Origin of the sequence: Streptomyces sp. NPDC056600 (assembly GCF_042792855.1) — a bacterium.
Lineage (GTDB): Bacteria > Actinomycetota > Actinomycetes > Streptomycetales > Streptomycetaceae > Streptomyces.
In genome coordinates this window covers 34,514-49,245 of sequence record NZ_JBHTVQ010000039.1, presented here as the reverse complement: position 1 = coordinate 49,245, position 14,732 = coordinate 34,514, and the positions used below count along the sequence as shown (strand labels likewise).

The 14,732-nt window shown below is 75.0% G+C and carries 15 protein-coding genes, 2 pseudogenes and 1 riboswitch; of the genes and pseudogenes, 7 read left to right on the top strand and 10 right to left on the bottom strand.

From position 1 onward, the window contains the following. Nucleotides 1–93: 93 nt before the first annotated feature. The 6 genes and pseudogenes from ACFRAV_RS19915 to thiO form a co-directional block, all read right to left on the bottom strand. Nucleotides 94–530: pseudogene (locus tag ACFRAV_RS19915) on the bottom strand (PIN domain-containing protein). After that, a complete protein-coding gene (locus tag ACFRAV_RS19910; RefSeq protein WP_382557380.1) occupies nucleotides 527–757 on the bottom strand; it encodes a hypothetical protein in 231 nt (76 codons plus the stop codon). The pseudogene ACFRAV_RS19915 and the gene ACFRAV_RS19910 overlap by 4 nt, the downstream one beginning before the upstream one ends. Nucleotides 758–765: 8 nt before the next feature. Continuing rightward, nucleotides 766–2,697 (bottom strand): Stk1 family PASTA domain-containing Ser/Thr kinase, encoded by a 1,932-nt coding sequence (pknB, locus tag ACFRAV_RS19905; protein ID WP_382557378.1) that lies wholly within the window; start codon nucleotides 2,695–2,697, stop codon nucleotides 766–768. 72 nt (nucleotides 2,698–2,769) lie between these two features. After that, nucleotides 2,770–3,582 (bottom strand): thiazole synthase, encoded by an 813-nt coding sequence (locus ACFRAV_RS19900; protein ID WP_382557375.1) that lies wholly within the window; start codon nucleotides 3,580–3,582, stop codon nucleotides 2,770–2,772. A gap of 1 nt (nucleotide 3,583) precedes the next feature. After that, nucleotides 3,584–3,796, bottom strand: a complete 213-nt coding sequence (gene thiS, locus ACFRAV_RS19895; protein WP_351114375.1) for a sulfur carrier protein ThiS — start codon at nucleotides 3,794–3,796, stop codon at nucleotides 3,584–3,586. After that, nucleotides 3,793–4,986 (bottom strand): glycine oxidase ThiO, encoded by a 1,194-nt coding sequence (thiO, locus tag ACFRAV_RS19890; RefSeq protein WP_382557373.1) that lies wholly within the window; start codon nucleotides 4,984–4,986, stop codon nucleotides 3,793–3,795. Before thiO ends, thiS begins: the two co-directional genes overlap by 4 nt. After that, nucleotides 4,983–5,094: riboswitch (TPP riboswitch) on the bottom strand. It overlaps the preceding gene by 4 nt. A 49-nt stretch (nucleotides 5,095–5,143) precedes the next feature. On the opposite strand from thiO, the gene ACFRAV_RS19885 reads away from it, so the two are divergent. From ACFRAV_RS19885 to ACFRAV_RS19860, 6 genes are all read left to right on the top strand, one after another. Continuing rightward, nucleotides 5,144–5,518 (top strand): hypothetical protein, encoded by a 375-nt coding sequence (locus ACFRAV_RS19885; protein ID WP_382557370.1) that lies wholly within the window; start codon nucleotides 5,144–5,146, stop codon nucleotides 5,516–5,518. An 8-nt stretch (nucleotides 5,519–5,526) separates the two neighbouring features. Further along, nucleotides 5,527–6,759 carry an NAD(P)/FAD-dependent oxidoreductase gene (locus tag ACFRAV_RS19880; protein WP_382557367.1) on the top strand — a complete coding sequence of 411 codons (1,233 nt, stop codon included), beginning with the start codon at nucleotides 5,527–5,529 and terminating at the stop codon, nucleotides 6,757–6,759. A gap of 83 nt (nucleotides 6,760–6,842) precedes the next feature. Continuing rightward, nucleotides 6,843–7,208 (top strand): Rv2175c family DNA-binding protein, encoded by a 366-nt coding sequence (locus ACFRAV_RS19875; protein ID WP_351114371.1) that lies wholly within the window; start codon nucleotides 6,843–6,845, stop codon nucleotides 7,206–7,208. A 252-nt stretch (nucleotides 7,209–7,460) separates the two neighbouring features. Then, nucleotides 7,461–8,084, top strand: a complete 624-nt coding sequence (thiE, locus tag ACFRAV_RS19870) for a thiamine phosphate synthase (RefSeq protein ID WP_382557431.1) — start codon at nucleotides 7,461–7,463, stop codon at nucleotides 8,082–8,084. Nucleotides 8,085–8,166: 82 nt separating this feature from the next. Continuing rightward, on the top strand, nucleotides 8,167–9,105 hold the full coding sequence (metF, locus tag ACFRAV_RS19865; protein ID WP_382557363.1) for a methylenetetrahydrofolate reductase [NAD(P)H]: 939 nt from the start codon (nucleotides 8,167–8,169) through the stop codon (nucleotides 9,103–9,105). A gap of 40 nt (nucleotides 9,106–9,145) precedes the next feature. Next, nucleotides 9,146–10,000 carry a hypothetical protein gene (locus ACFRAV_RS19860; RefSeq protein WP_382557360.1) on the top strand — a complete coding sequence of 285 codons (855 nt, stop codon included), beginning with the start codon at nucleotides 9,146–9,148 and terminating at the stop codon, nucleotides 9,998–10,000. Nucleotides 10,001–10,144: 144 nt separating this feature from the next. Here ACFRAV_RS19860 and ACFRAV_RS19855 read toward each other — a convergent pair whose 3' ends face one another. The 4 genes and pseudogenes from ACFRAV_RS19855 to ACFRAV_RS19840 form a co-directional block, all read right to left on the bottom strand. Further along, a complete protein-coding gene (locus ACFRAV_RS19855) occupies nucleotides 10,145–11,647 on the bottom strand; it encodes a phytoene desaturase family protein (RefSeq protein ID WP_382557357.1) in 1,503 nt (500 codons plus the stop codon). Between the two features lie 96 nt (nucleotides 11,648–11,743). Then, nucleotides 11,744–12,142, bottom strand: coding sequence for a DUF3040 domain-containing protein (locus ACFRAV_RS19850; protein ID WP_351114366.1), 399 nt, complete (start codon nucleotides 12,140–12,142; stop codon nucleotides 11,744–11,746). Nucleotides 12,143–12,860: 718 nt separating this feature from the next. Further along, the gene (locus ACFRAV_RS19845; protein WP_382557355.1) at nucleotides 12,861–13,625 is read right to left on the bottom strand and encodes a class I SAM-dependent methyltransferase; all 765 of its coding nucleotides are present in this window, start codon (nucleotides 13,623–13,625) and stop codon (nucleotides 12,861–12,863) included. Between the two features lie 76 nt (nucleotides 13,626–13,701). Continuing rightward, nucleotides 13,702–14,124 (bottom strand): annotated as a pseudogene (locus ACFRAV_RS19840) (SAV_6107 family HEPN domain-containing protein); the annotation flags it as partial. A gap of 159 nt (nucleotides 14,125–14,283) precedes the next feature. On the opposite strand from ACFRAV_RS19840, the gene ACFRAV_RS19835 reads away from it, so the two are divergent. Beyond that, the coding region (locus tag ACFRAV_RS19835) for an ATP-binding cassette domain-containing protein (RefSeq protein WP_382557429.1) at nucleotides 14,284–14,732 on the top strand (449 nt) is incomplete at its 3' end.

The window sequence follows — 14,732 nt, the reverse complement described above, 5'->3', positions numbered from 1 at the left end:
GTCGACGGCCTCGTCGACGCTGCGGATGAAGCCGGACTCGGGGCGCAAGCGTCTTCGTCGCCCCCAGTCGACCGGCACAGGGCCGGGAGCGCCTCAGAGGTCGTCGGGGAGGACGCGGAAATGGGTGTACCGGCCGTCCAGCGGCCGGACCGTACGGAAATCGCGGATGTCGCGGGTGACGACGGCATCCGTGCCGTACCCGGCGGCCAGGGCGACGTCGACGGCGTCCACGAGGTCGAGGTCCAGTGCCGAGCACCGGGCACGGACCGCCGGCGCGGCGTCGAGCATGTCGGCGGTGGGCGGGACGAGGACGAGGCGTAGTCGACGGGTCCGGGCGATCAGTGAGCGGAGAATGCCGTCCGCCGCTCGTCGGCCCGCACGGCTGGTGGCCACCTGAGCACCTCGGCGAGGGCCAAGGGCGTGGCGACGAGCAGAGCGCATTCGTCGACGGCCTTCCTGGTCGCCAGGCGGGCCGGATCGGAGCGGTTGAAGAGCGTCAGCAGGCCGGAGGTGTCGGCGACGGCGATCACGAGGGCTCCTTCGTGTTGCGCCGTTCCCTTGACTCGTGCGCGCGTTCGATCTCCTGGCGCTCGGTCTCGGCGGCTGCCAGTTCCTGTTCGGTGACGGGGCCGTACTCCGTCTCCAGCCAGTCAACGAGCTCGCCGAGCCGGTCCTGCCCCCGGTGTCGCTCCGTGGCACGGCTCGCGCCGCCGGTACCGGCCTCGGTCGGCTCCTCCGGCGGCGTGACGGTCGCCATGCCGCCCACTAGCGGATCTTGACGGTGACCGTGGAGCCCTTGGGGGCCTTGTCGCCGGCCTCGGGGGACTGGGACTTCACCGTGTCGCCGAAGATGCCGAACAGGCCGCGGTCCTCGTCGACCTCGAAGCCCGCCTCCTCCAGCTCGGCCGTGGCCTCGTCGGCGGACAGGCCGGTGACGTCGGGGACCTCGATCATCTCGGGGCCCTTGGAGAGAGTGAGGGTCACCGTGTCGCCCTCGCCGGCGCGGCCGCCGGGCTCGGGGGACTGGCGGGCGACCTGGCCGCGCTCGTGCGGGGAGTGGATCTCCTCGGGGTCGATCCGGACCTTCAGCCCGGCCGCCTCCAGTTCCGTGCGGGCGTCGTCCAGCTCCGACCCCGTGACGTCGGGGACGTCCACCGGGGCGCCCTTGCTGACGACCAGCGCCACCGCCGTGCCGGCGCGGCGTTCCGTGCCGGCCTCCGGTTCGGTGGAGACGACCGAGCCCTTCGGGATGCTCTCGCTGAACGCGCGGGTCACCATGCCCGGCTTGAGGCCCTGGTCCTTCAGTGCCTCGCGGGCCTGGTCCAGGGGGCGGCCCTCCACGGAGGGGACCTTCACCACCTCGGGTCCTGAGGAGACGACGAGGGACACCGCGCCGCCGCCGCGGACCCGCTCGCCGACGCCGGGGTCGGTGGAGATCACGGTGCCGCGCTCGACGGTGTCGCTGAACCGGCGGGAGACGTCGCCGACCTCGAGGCCGGACTCGGACAGCCGGTCACGGGCCTGCGCCTCGGTCTTGGCGAGGAGCGGGGGGACCTCGGTGAACTGACCCGAGTTGATGTACCAGACACCGCCGCCCACGCCGATGAGCAGGAGCACTCCGAGGAGCAGCGCCAGCGGGCCCCGGCGGCCCAGGCCGCGACCGCGCGCGCCGGAGGGCGGCAGGCCCCCGGAGCCGAGCCGGGTGGTGCGCTCGACGACGGCGGTGGCCTCGTTGTCCTCGTTCACCGGGAGCGGGCGCTGCATCACCGGGCGGGACAGCACCGAGGTGCGGTCCGCGGAACGGTCGTGCTCCTCGGCGCGGGCGGCCGGCGGCACGGCGTCCAGCTGCGCCGCGGACAGCGTCGCGCGGGCCGCCAGCACCTGGGCCAGCAGCTCCGCCGCCGTGGACGGACGGTCCGCGGCGGCCCGCGCGGCGGCCGTCACGACCAGCTCGTCCAGCGGGCCGGCCAGTCCCGGCACGAGGGCCGACGGCGGCGGCACGTCCTCGTTGAGGTGGCGGAAGAGCACCTGCGCGGGGGAGTCCCCGCGGTGCGGCTTCGCCCCGGTCAGCATCTCGTGGAGCACGATGCCGCAGGCGTAGACGTCGACCCGGGGGTCCACGGTGCCCTGCTCGATCTGCTCGGGAGCCAGGTAGGAGACGGTGCCCATCACCGAACCGGTGGTGTCGGTGACCGTGTCCACCGCCCTGACCAGGCCGAAGTCGGCGACCTTCACCCGGCCGTCGTCCCCTATGAGGACGTTCTCGGGCTTCATGTCGCGGTGGACGAAGCCGGCCCGGTGGGCGGCGCCGAGGGCGGCCAGCACCGGCTCCAGGATGTCCAGCGCGGCTCGCGGCTGCAGCGCGCCCCGCTCCCGCAGCACGTCGCGCAGGGTGCAGCCGGCGACGTACTCCATCGCCAGGTACACGTAACCCCCGTCGGTCCCCTGGTCGAAGACCTGCACCACGTTGGGGTGCGCGAGACGGGCCACCGACTTCGCCTCACGGATGAACCGGTCGACGAAAGCGGCGTCGTGCGCCAGCGCCGGGTGCATCACCTTGAGGGCGAGCACGCGGTCGAGGCGGGTGTCCAGCGCACGGTAGACGGTCGCCATGCCGCCGACCGCGATCCGCGCGTCGACCCGGTAGCGGCCGTCGAGCACGCGGCCGAGGAGCGGGTCCTGAAGGGTCGTGTCCACGCAGGGAGTCTACGAGGGGCGCGAGGGGGCCGGAGCCGTCCGGTGGAAGCGGAACCCCGGCCGCGCGCCCCCTCAGAAGGCCGGGCGCTCCGGATCGAGCTCGGCCAGGCCCTCCGCCGGGGACGAGGCCCTGGCGAAACGTCGCTGCGGAATCCGTCCGGCCAGGCGGGCCAGCCGCCCCGCCTCCACCCCGAGCCGCATCGCCCGCGCCATCCGCTCCGGGTCCCGCGCCCTGGTCACCGCCGAGGCGAGCATCACACCGGCGCAGCCCAGCTCCATGGCGAAGGTCACGTCGGAGGCGGTGCCCGCGCCGGCGTCGAGGATCACCGGGACACCGGCCGCCTCCACCATCAGCTCGAAGTTGTGCGGGTTGCGGATGCCGAGGCCGGAGCCGATCGGCGAGCCCAGCGGCATCACCGCCGCGCAGCCGACGTCCTCGAGCCGCCGGGCCAGCACCGGGTCGTCACTGGTGTAGGGCAGCACCGTGAAGCCGTCGTCGACCAGGGTCTCGGCGGCCTCCAGCAGCTCGACCGGGTCCGGCAGCAGGGTGCGCTCGTCGGCGATCACCTCCAGCTTCACCAGCGAGGTGCCCAGCGCCTCCCGGGCCAGCCGGGCGGTCAGCACCGCCTCGCCCGCGGTGAAGCAGCCGGCCGTGTTGGGCAGCACGCTGATGCCGAGGCGCTGGAGGACGGAGAGCACAGAGCCGTGGCTCGCGGGGTTCACCCGGCGCATCGCCACGGTGGTCAGCTCGGTGCCGGAGGCCACCAGGGCCCGCTCCAGCGCGTCGAGACCGCTCGCGCCGCCGGTGCCCATGATCAGCCGGGAGGTGAGCTTCAGATCGCCCAGGACGAGTGGGGCGTCCTGACCTTCTGTCTGCGCGTGCACGTCAGCCTCCCTGCACGGCGGTGAGGACCTCGACCCGGTCGCCGTCGGCGAGCGGGGTGCCGGCCCACCGGTCGCGCGGCACCACCGTCTCGTTGACGGCCGCGGCCACACCGGACCTGGAGGGGGTCAGCAGGGCGACGACGGCGTCCAGCGCGGTTCCGGCGTCCAGCTGCCGGGGGCTGCCGTTGACCCGGACGGTGATCGGCGCGCTCATGCCGCGACCTCCCGGCCGTCGTCGGCCACGGCCGGCTGCCAGGCACCCGGTCGGCCCCCGGCGGCGGCGAAACGATCCGCCGCGAAGGCGCGGCCCCGCTCCGGCAGCTCCCCGGTGGCGAGCGTCTCGGCCATGAGGTCCCCGGTGACCGGGGTGAGCAGCACCCCGTTGCGGTAGTGGCCGGTGGCCAGCAGCAGGCCCTCCAGCGCGGTGGGGCCCAGCAGCGGCGCGTTGTCGGGGGAGCCCGGCCGCAGTCCCGCCAGGGTCTCGGTCATCGGCAACTCGGTGATGCCGGGCAGCAGTTCACGGGCGTCGCGCAGCAGCGTGTACACGCCGCCCGCGGTGACCGTCGTGTCGAAGCCCAGCTCCTCGCTGGTCGCCCCCACCACCAGCTCGCCGTTCTCCCGCGGCACCAGGTACACCGCGCTGCCGCGCACCACCGCCCGCACCGTCCGCGACAGGAACGGCGCGTACACCGGCGGGACCGCCAGCCGCAGCACCTGCCCCTTCACCGGCCGCACCGGCGGCCGGACCTCCTCGGGCACCCCGTCCAGCGCACCGCTGTGGCTCCCGGCGGCCAGCACCACGCGCCCCGCGGACAGGGCGGTGCCGTCCTGAAGGACCACGCCCTCGGCCCGCCCGGCCGCGGCCCGCAGCCGGACCGCCCGCTGCCGGTGGAAGACCACCCCGGCCCGCTCGCAGGCCACCCGCAGCGCGGAGGCCAGCAGCCGCGGGTCGGCCTGGTGGTCGCCGTCCACCCGCAGCCCGCCCCGCACACCGGGCGCGAGCATCGGCTCCAGCCGGCGGCACTCCCGCCCGGACAGCCACTCGGAGGACAGCCCGTGCAGCCGGTGCAGGTCGTGCAGCTCCCGCAGCTCCGCCCGGTCGTCGGAGTCCAGGGCGACCGCCAGGGTGCCCGAGGGCCGGTACCCCACGTCCGTCCCGGACGCCTCGGCGAGCTCCTCGGCGAACGCGGGCCAGCGGCGGGCCGATTCGAGGTTGAGGGCGAGCAACTCCTGCTCGCCGTGATGGTGTTCGGTGACCGCGGCCAGCATTCCGGCGGCCACCCTGGCCGCCCCACCGCCCGGCTCCGGATCCACCACCGCGACGGCGCCGCCGCGGCCCGCGGCCCGCCAGGCGGTCACCAGGCCGATGATGCCGCCGCCCACCACCAGTACGTCGGACGTCATGGCGTCCAGCTCCTCCCTTCGCCGGAATGACCCGGATCAGGTTCGTACGGTCGGAGGCCGCCAGCCTCCCTCTCAGCCCGGTGCGTCCGGGCTCCCGCGGGTGTCTTACCGTCGCCACACTAACCCCTGCCCCCGAGACGCTGAAAGAGAGTCACCCGTGCCCCGCTCCCTCGACGGCCTGCTGATGGCCCCCGTGCAGGACCAGGACCCCGGCCAGGTCGGTTCCGCCACCCGTTTCCGCTACCACGAGAGCGAGGGCCAGGTGTGGGCCACCTATCAGGGTGGCGACATCGCCCGCGGGTACCTGGTCGGAACCCGCGAGGAGGACCGCGTCGACTTCCGGTACGTCCAGCTGACCGTGGACGGCGCCACCGCTTCCGGGCACTGCCTCTCGCGGATCGTCGAGCTGCCCGACGGGCGCGTCCGGCTGGAGGAGACCTGGCAGTGGGAGTCCCGGCCGGGCAGCGGCACCAGTGTCGTGGAGGAGATCCGTCCGGAGTCCGGGCGGCCGATGTCTATGGTGAGGGAGTGAACGAGGGCGTGAACGATCAGAGGCGGAAACGGGCCGGACGACGGGTGGTCGTCGCCGGCGCCGGAATGGCCGGGGTCCGGACGGCGGAGGCGCTGCGCGAACAGGGCTTCACCGGCCCCGTGACGCTGATCGGCGCGGAACCGCACCCGCCGTACGACCGCCCCCCGCTCTCCAAGGGCGTGCTGCTCGGCGGGGCCGAGGGCGACGGCGCGGCCGCCTTCGACGTCGACTTCGCCGGCCTCGACATCGACCTGCGGCTGGGTTGCGAGGTCACCGGGGTACGCGTCGCCGACAAGGAGGTCGACACCGACCAGGGGCCCGTGGGCTACGACGTGCTGGTCGCCGCCACCGGCGCCCACCCGGTCCGGCTGCCCGGCACCGCCGGCGCCGAGGGCGTGCACGTCCTGCACAACCTCGACGACGCCCTGCGGCTGCGCCCGGTGCTGGACCGCCACGACTCCGTGGTCGTGGTCGGCGCCGGATGGATCGGCGCCGAGTTCACCACCGCCGCCCGGGCGGCCGGCTGCGAGGTGACCGTGGTCGAGGCCACCGGACGCCCGCTCTCCGGCGCGCTGCCCGCGGAGGTCGCCCGGCCGATGGGCGAGTGGTACACCGAGAGCGGCGCCACCCTGCACACCGGCGCCCGGGTCGAGCGGGTGGAGCCCGGCGCGGTGCTCCTCGCCGACGGCCGGCGTCTCGCGGCGGACGCGGTGGTCGTCGGCATCGGAGCACGGCCCGCCACCGCCTGGCTCTCGGGCGCGGTGGAGCTGGGGCCGCAGGGCGAGGTGCTCGCCGACGCGCGGCTGCGGGCCTCCGCGCCGGACGTCTACGCGGTCGGCGACTGCGCCTCCTTCCCCTCCGCCCGCTACGGCGAGCGGCTGCTGATCCACCACTGGGACAACGCCCTGCAGGGCGCCCGCACGGTCGCCGAGGGCATCCTCGACGAGACGCCCGCCGCTCCCTACGACCCGGTGCCGTACTTCTGGTCCGAGCAGTTCGGGCGGTTCGTGCAGTACGCCGGTCATCACGCGGCGGCGGACACGACGCTGTGGCGCGGCGCGCCCGAGGACCCGGCCTGGAGCGTGTGCTGGCTGCGCGAGGGGCGGCTGGTCGCGCTGCTGGCCGTCGGCCGGCCCCGTGACCTCACCCAGGGCCGCAAACTGATCGAGTCCGGCGCCACGGTCGACCCGGACCTGGTCCGCGACCCGGCCCGGCCGCTGAAGGCCGCCGCCCGCAGGTGAGGGGACGCGCGGGTGCCCCGGACGGACCACGCGGGAGGGGGCCCGACTTCCCCCTCCCGGTCCCGGATGGCACGCTTGGTCCTGTGACCGAGATTGACGCGAAGATCGAAGCTCTCGTTCCCGAGTGGCTCACCCTCCCCGACATCGCCGAGAAGCTGGACGTCGAGGTGACGCGGGTGCGGCAGCTGGTGAAGGAAGGCCAGCTGATCGCCGTACGCCGTGGTGAGAACCGCGCGCTGTACGTCCCCGCCGCCTTCATCGACGGGGACAAGGTGGTCAAGGGCCTCACCGGCCTGCTGACGCTGCTGCGGGACGACGGCTTCACCGACGAGGAGATGCTGGAGTGGCTCTTCACCCCTGACGAGTCCCTGCCGGGCACTCCCGCCCAGGCCCTCAGCGAGAACCGTGGCACGGAGGTGAAGCGCCGCGCCCAGGCGCTCGCCGTCTGACACCTACGCACCACCGACGGCCGCCCCCACCCGGGGGCGGCCGTTCCAGTGCCGCCCCCGTCCGGGGCGGCCGCTCCGCGCCCCGTCCGCCGCTCCACGGAACCGGGCGCCACCACCACCACGATCCGGGGGGACAGCACCGTGCCCGAGACCGCCACCGACCCCAGCGCCACCGCCTCGGAGGACCGCGCCACCGCCACCTCGGCGGACCGCGCCACCGCCAGTGCCGCCGCCACCGACGCCCGGGCCCGGCTGGCCGCCGCCCGCCTCTACCTGTGCACCGACGCCCGCCGCGACCGCGGCGACCTCGCCGAGTTCCTCGACGCCGTGCTGCCCGCGGGGGTGGACATCGTCCAGCTGCGCGACAAGGGCCTGGAGGCCGCCGAGGAGCTCGAGCACCTGCGCACCGTGGCCGAGGCATGCGCCCGTCACGGCAAGCTGCTCGCCGTCAACGACCGCGCCGACGTCGCCCACGCCGCCGGGGCCGACGTGCTCCACCTGGGCCAGGGCGACCTCCCGGTGCCGGCCGCCCGCGCGATCCTCGGCCCGGACGTCCTGATCGGCCGCTCCACGCACTCGGTGGCCGAGGCGGAGGCAGCCGCCACCCAGGAGGGCGTCGACTACTTCTGCGTCGGCCCCTGCTGGCCCACCCCCACCAAGCCGGGGCGCCCGGCCGCCGGGCTCGACGCGGTCCGCAAGGTCGCCGCGCTGGGCGTGGAGCGCCCCTGGTTCGCGATCGGCGGCATCGACCTCACCACCCTCGACGAGGTGCTGGACGCCGGCGCCCGGCGCGCGGTCGTGGTCCGGGCGATCACCGCGGCGCCCGACCCCGCCGCCGCCACCGCGGAGCTCGCCGCCCGCCTGCGCGACCGCTGACCTGCGCCACCGGGGCGGCACGGCTGTCCGGGGAGCGGACAGTCTTTGGGACAGGGGCCGCGGCCTGGCTAACCTGCGAAGTATGGCCCTAGGAACCGCGTCAACCCGGACGGACCGCGCGCGCACCGTGCGTGACATGCTCGCCTCCGGGCAGCAGACCGTCTCGTTCGAGTTCTCCGCGCCCCGGACGGAGAAGGGCGAGCGGAACCTGTGGAGCGCGCTCCGCCGGGTCGAGGCCGTCGCGCCCGACTTCGTGTCGGTGACCTACGGCGCCGGCGGGTCCACCCGCGCGGGCACGGTCAAGGAGACCGAGCAGATCGTCTCCGACACCACGCTCACCCCGGTCGCGCACCTGACCGCGGTCGACCACTCGGTCTCCGAACTGCGCAACATCATCGGCCAGTTCGCCGACGCGGGGATCCGCAACATGCTGGCGCTGCGCGGCGACCCGCCCGGCGACCCGATGGGCGAGTGGGTCGCGCACCCCAAGGGCCTGCACTACGCCGCCGAACTCGTCGAACTCATCAAGGAGTCGGGAGATTTCTGTGTAGGTGTCGCGGCCTTCCCCGAGCTGCATCCGCGCTCCCCGGACTGGGAGGCGGAGGTGCGGCACTTCACCGACAAGTGCCGTGCGGGGGCGGACTACGCCATCACCCAGATGTTCTTCCAACCCGAGTCGTACCTGCGGTTCCGCGACAAGGCGGCCGCGGCCGGCTGCGAGACGCCCATCATCCCCGAGGTGCTTCCGGTCACCAGTATCCGTATGCTGGAGAGGTTGCCGACTCTGAGCAACGCCGTGATTCCCGCCCGGCTGAAAGAGCGGATCCTCACAGCCAAAGACGATCCGGCCGCTGTACGCTCCCTGGGAATCGAGTTCGCCACGGAGTTCTGCGCGCGGCTGCTGTCCGAGGGTGTGCCCGGACTGCACTTCATCACGCTCAACAACTCCACGGCCACACTGGAGATCTACGAGAACCTGGGCCTGCACCACCCGGTGCGGGGCTGGACCGGGAGCGTCTGAGTCCGTCAGACTGCCCCGTTCCTAGGGAGAGGGGCGTTACATGGGCTGGACGGTCCTCTACATCGCGTTCGGCATCGTCGCACTGTGGCTGCTGGGCGAGGTGTTGCTGCAGTACAAGGCCAAACTGCGGTGGCGCGTGCTGGCGTTCGCCGGCTTCCTCGGCGTCGTGATCGGTGTGCTGGCCGCTTCGGTCACGATGATCGGCCTGGGCGCGCTCGCCTTCGCGGTGGGGCAGACCTTCGTCACGCTGTCGTTCCGCAGCGGCTTCTCGCAGGGCTGGGCGCTGCCCGCCGCCCGCCGTCGGGCCGGCCGGGACGACGAGGAGTGGGAGGAGTTCGAGGGCGACGACCGCGACGAGCACGGTGACCGTGACGCACACGGTGACCGTGGCGGACTCCGCGGCCGTCAGGACGACGAGCAGCCGGCCGCGCCCTCCGTGGACGACTACCAGGCCGCCGCCGGCGCCACCGCGTACCCGTCGCAGACGGCGCAGGAGGACACCGGCTCCTACGGCGTCTACGACAACTCCGGTTACGACACCGGCGCGTACCCCGCCGCCGCGTCCGCCGGAGCCGACGGGCAGGGGTACGGCGCCTACGACACCTACGCCGGTACCGGATACGACCAGCAGCAGTACCAGGCCTACGCGGACCCCTACGCCACGCAGGGCGGCCAGTACGGATACGACACCACGTACGGCGGCCAGCAGCAGGGCTACGAGCAGCAGGGCGGGTACGACGCGGCGTCTTACAGCGGCTACACCGACACCACGCCGCCCGGCGGAGTCTGGGTCCCGCAGCAGCGGGGCGCCGAGGACCCGTACGGGACCGAGCAGTCGCAGCAGTCGCAGCAGCAGCCGTACCCGTACGGGTACGACGAGCAGTACCGGTACTGAGCAGGCCGCGCACGACGGAGGGCCGGTCCCCGTGGGGGCCGGCCCTCCGTCGTCGTGGGGCACGGGCGTCGCGTCGTGGCGCCGGGCCGCGGGACGACCACCCACCGAGGGGGCGAGCTCGGTGGCGCGGTGGGTGTGCGCGGGTCAGACGGAGCCGCGGAAGGCGGGGCCCTCGACGACCAGGCCGGAGACCAGCGCCCCGGACATGCCGGCGTGCGGCAGCCCGCCGCCGGGGTGGGCCCAGCCGCCCGCCCGGTACAGATTCGGCAGTCCGGTGGCGTTGCCGGGACGCAGCAGCGCGGCCCCGCCGCCGGCCAGGGCGGGGGCGGGAACGCCTTCCGTTCCCGTCTCCCGCCGGACGTCCGCCGGGGTGCGGACCTCGTGCCACAGCAGCCGCTCGCGCAGCCCCGGCAGGACGCTCTCCGCGGCCGTCAGCATCAGCTCCGCCCGCCGCTCCGCCTCCCGCGCGTCCGTGCCCGCCGGCACCGTCGCGGTCAGCACCACGGACTCGTGGGCGTCGTCGGGCCGCAGCGCCGGGTCGTCGGGGCGCAGCACGGTGACCGTCGGGACCACGGAGGCCCGGTCACCGGCCGGGGGAGCGCCGGTGAGGGTCTCCAGCTCGGCGTCCCGGTCGGGGGAGTGGACCACGGTGCGGTGCACCGCGTCCGCCTCGCGCGCGCCGCGCAGGGCCAGCAGCACCGTGAGCCGCCCCGGTACCGGTCCACCGGCCGGACGCGGCGCGACGTCGCCCTCGGCCGCCGCCGTGTGGGGTCCCGCCACGAGGTCCGGGCGCACGCCCACCACCACGTGGTCCGCCTCCTCGAGCGTGCCGTCGGCGAGCTCCACGCCGGCCGCCCGGCCGTCCTTCTCCGCCACCCGGACGGCCTCCGCGCCGAAGCGGAACTCGACCCGCCGGGCCAGGCAGCGCTCGTACACGGCGCGGGCCAGCTCGCGCAGCCCCCCGCGGACGTACCAGACGCCGAAGGCGTGCTCCATGTACGGCAGCACCGCCGCGCTCGCCGGAGCGGTCCGCGGGTCCAGGCCGTAGGCGAGGGCGTGGCTCTCCAGCAGCCGCGCCAGCCGGGGATCACCCAGCTCCCACTCGCCCACCTGGGCGAGGGTGGCGGCCCGCCGGGTCCGCAGCAGACGCCGCCGCGGCACCGACGGGTAGGGCTCACGGTCGGCCAGCACGTCCCAGTTGGGCCACAGCGGCTCCTCCAGGAGCGGGCGGCGGGTGCGGTCCCAGGCCTCCCGCCCGCGGACCAGGAACTCCCCCCAGCGCTCCCCGGCGCCCCGGCCGACGCTCCGCTCCAGAGCGGCCACCACGCCGGCCCGGGAGGCGTTGGGCAGGTCCACCCGGGTGCCGTCGGGGAAGAGGTGGCGGGCCGAGGGGTCCGTCTGGACCAACTCGACGCAGTCCTCCAGCGGCTGCCTGCCGGTCTTGACGAACAGGTCGCGGTACACGGCCGGCAGCGGGAGGAGGCCCGGACCGGTGTCGAAGGCGAAACCGTCGCGCTCCCGGCGGCGCAGGGCGCCCCCGTAGGTGTCCGTCCGCTCGTACACCGTCACACGGTGGCCGGCCACGGCCAGACGCGCGGCGGCCGCCATGGCGCCCATGCCGGCGCCGATCACTGCTACCCGTCCCATGCCGGGGAGTCTAGGCCGCCCGGACCTGCGCGTTTCGGTGGGTACCGGCATGCCGAAGGGGCGCCCGCCTCGGCGGACGCCCCTGGAAGCTGTCGGTCAACGGTCCTGCTGGTCGTCCCGGCGGCGCTGCCAGCGCTGCTCGATGCGATCCATCACGGACCTTTTACGCGCCGTCGCCGCGGCTCCGGGCGTGCCCGGGGCGTCGGCCGGCTGCTCGCCGGGCTTGGGGCCCTTGCGCCAGCCGGTGACGGCGAGAACGGCGCACCCCAGCATGACGAGGAAGCCCACCACGCCGATCCAGATCTGCTGGGCGACCATTCCGGTCATGAGGAGCGCGATACCTACGAGGAAGCCCGCGACCGCCTGGTAGACCCGTCGCCGGGTGTACGTGCGCAGCCCGCTTCCCTCAAGCGCTGTCGCGAACTTGGGATCTTCGGCGTACAGCGCTCGCTCCATCTGCTCGAGCATGCGCTGCTCGTGCTCCGAGAGCGGCACGGGAGTCCTCCTCATCGTGCAGTCGCCGGGGCGACCGGGGGTCCCCTCCAGGATAGGCAGGGAATCGCCCCCGTGAAACCCGCCCCTCTACGCCATTTGGCAACCGGTTCCGGTCATGGCGGGGCCGGCCCGTGGAACCTTCATTCCCCGCGGGCCCGCCAGTCATGCCGGGCGGTCTGCCCCCGATCATACGGGTCTCGCGGCCGGTCGGCAGGGGTCACGGCGGAGTCCGTCCGGCGCCGCGCCGCTGATCACGGCGGGGACACCGGCCGGGAAGCCGTGCGGGACACCGGACGCGGGGTGGCCGGGACCCGGCGCCGGACCGGGTCCCGGCGGTCCACGACGGTCCCGCCGGAGCCGGCGAGGGCCTCCGTACGGGCCGCGGAGAGCCCTGCCGGACCGTGCGAACCGGCCAGACGGCGACGGTGACGACGGCCCGTGCGGTGCCGGCGAGGGCGCCGCGGTGCCGACGAGGGCGCTGCGGGGACGGCGAGGATGCTGCGGGGACGCCGCGGGGACGGCCGCGACACTGCGGGGACAGCCGGGAAACCGCGGTGTCGGCCACGACGGCCCATGTGCCCGCGAGGCTCCGTGGTGAGCGCCGTACGCCGCCGGGACGGCCACGATGCCGCTGTGCCTTGCGAGGCTCCGCGGTGAGCGCCGTCGCCGCAGTGACAGCCACACGCTCCTGTGACGGCCACGACGCCGCGGGCGACGGCTAGGACGCCGGGGACGCCTCGGCCAGGACGTGGAGCTGGGTGGCCACCGAGTGGAAGGCCTCCATCGAGGCCACCGCGGCCTCCAGACGCAGCAGGGCCTCCCGGGCGCCCGGCTCGGTGTCGACCAGGACGCCGGGGACCAGGTCGGAGAACACCCGTACGCCGTGCACCGCGCCCACCCGCAGACCGCTCGCCCCGACCAGCGAGGTCAGCCGGTCGACGGTGAAGCGGTGCGGGACGGGGTCCTGCTCGCCCCAGCGGCCGTCCGGGTCCTCCAGCGCCTGCCGGGCCTCGTTGAAGTGGCCGGCCAGGGTGCGCGAGAGCACCGCGCCGCCCAGGCCCGCCGCGAGCAGGCTCAGCAGCCCGCCGGGGCGCAGGGCCGCGGCCACGTTGCGCAGCCCCTCGGCGGGGTCGTCGACGTACTCCAGCACGCCGTGGCAGAGCACCGCGTCGTAGGAGGAACGGTCCGTGACGTCGAACAGGCCGTGGACGTCCCCCTGAACCCCTCTCACCCGGTCGGCCACTCCCGCCTCGGCGGCACGGCGCTCCAGGGCGAACAGGGCGTCGGGGCTGGGGTCGACGACGGTGACCCGGTGACCGAGCGCGGCGACGGGCACGGCGAAGTTGCCGCTGCCCCCGCCGGTGTCGAGGACGTCGAGCGACGGGTCGCCGCCGGACTTGACTCGGCGGTCCAGGGCGTCCCTCAGGACCTCCCAGACCACGGCGGTACGGAGAGAAGCGCGGGGGCGCATCGGGTCCGACACGGCGATTGACTCCTCGGCGGGCGATCGGTGGCCGCCCGCCCACAGGAGCGTGGGGGGCAGGCGAATGCCCCCCACCCTAATGGGCGTCCGGGCCGGTCAGCCCTGTCGCCCGCTCCACCAGGCGCAGGAACGTGGCGACGTCGCGTATCAGGTCGTCGGCCTCCCTGGCGGAGACGGCGTGCGGCAGGTCGGCCTCCGCCCGGGCGCGGCGCTCGGCTCCCGCCGCGAAGAAAGAGGCCCACTCCTCCAACTCCGGCGCGGCCTCCGCCAGCACCTCCCAGGCGCTGCGTATCGGTGTGCGGCGGCCGCGCCGGGGTTGGGGCAGCGGGGTGACGCGCACCGCGAGCACGGCGGCGGCCCCGCGCAGGGCGGCCAGGTGGGCGGCGGCGTACCGCTCGTTGGGCGTGGTCAGGAGCAGAGCGCCGTCCAGGCCCCTGCGGGCGCGGTCGAGCAGGTCGAGGCCGGCGGGCGGTGCGGACGCCCGGCGGGCCACCGGGTGGGTCATGGCGAACCTCCTGTCGTCGTACGACAGCATCTGTCCTGTCTGGTCCCATCTTGGGGTCTGCCACTGACAATCGCCTTGACCTGCGGTTTTGCCCAGCGGGCGGGTTCGGGTTAGTTTTTGCACTGACCAGTCAGTGCAAAAAAGCCGAGGTGCATGCGAGTGAGCCGGCAGGGGGACGGGCAGCCGCCCGGCACGGGCGTCGCCGCCCGGGGACTCGGGGTCAGGGGGCCCCGGGGATGGGCGTTCAGGGGCGTGACCTTCGAGGCCGGGCCGGGCACGCTGGTGGCCGTCACCGGCCCCACGGGGTCGGGCCGTACGGCGCTGCTGCTGGCCCTCACCGGGCGGATGCGCACGGCCGAGGGAACGGCCCGGGTGGCCGGGCTGGAGCTGCCCCGGCGGACGGCGCGGGTCCGCCGGGTGTCCGGGGTGGCCCACATGCCCGGCGTGACGGACCTCGATCCCGCCCTGACCGTCGCGGAACACCTCCGCGAGCGGGCACTGGTCGGGCGCCGGGGCGGGGGGGGGGCGGGGCGCCGCGGGGGGGGGCGGGGGCGGTGGGGCCCGGCGCGGGGGGGCGGGGGCGCGGCCCCCCCGGCGGCCGC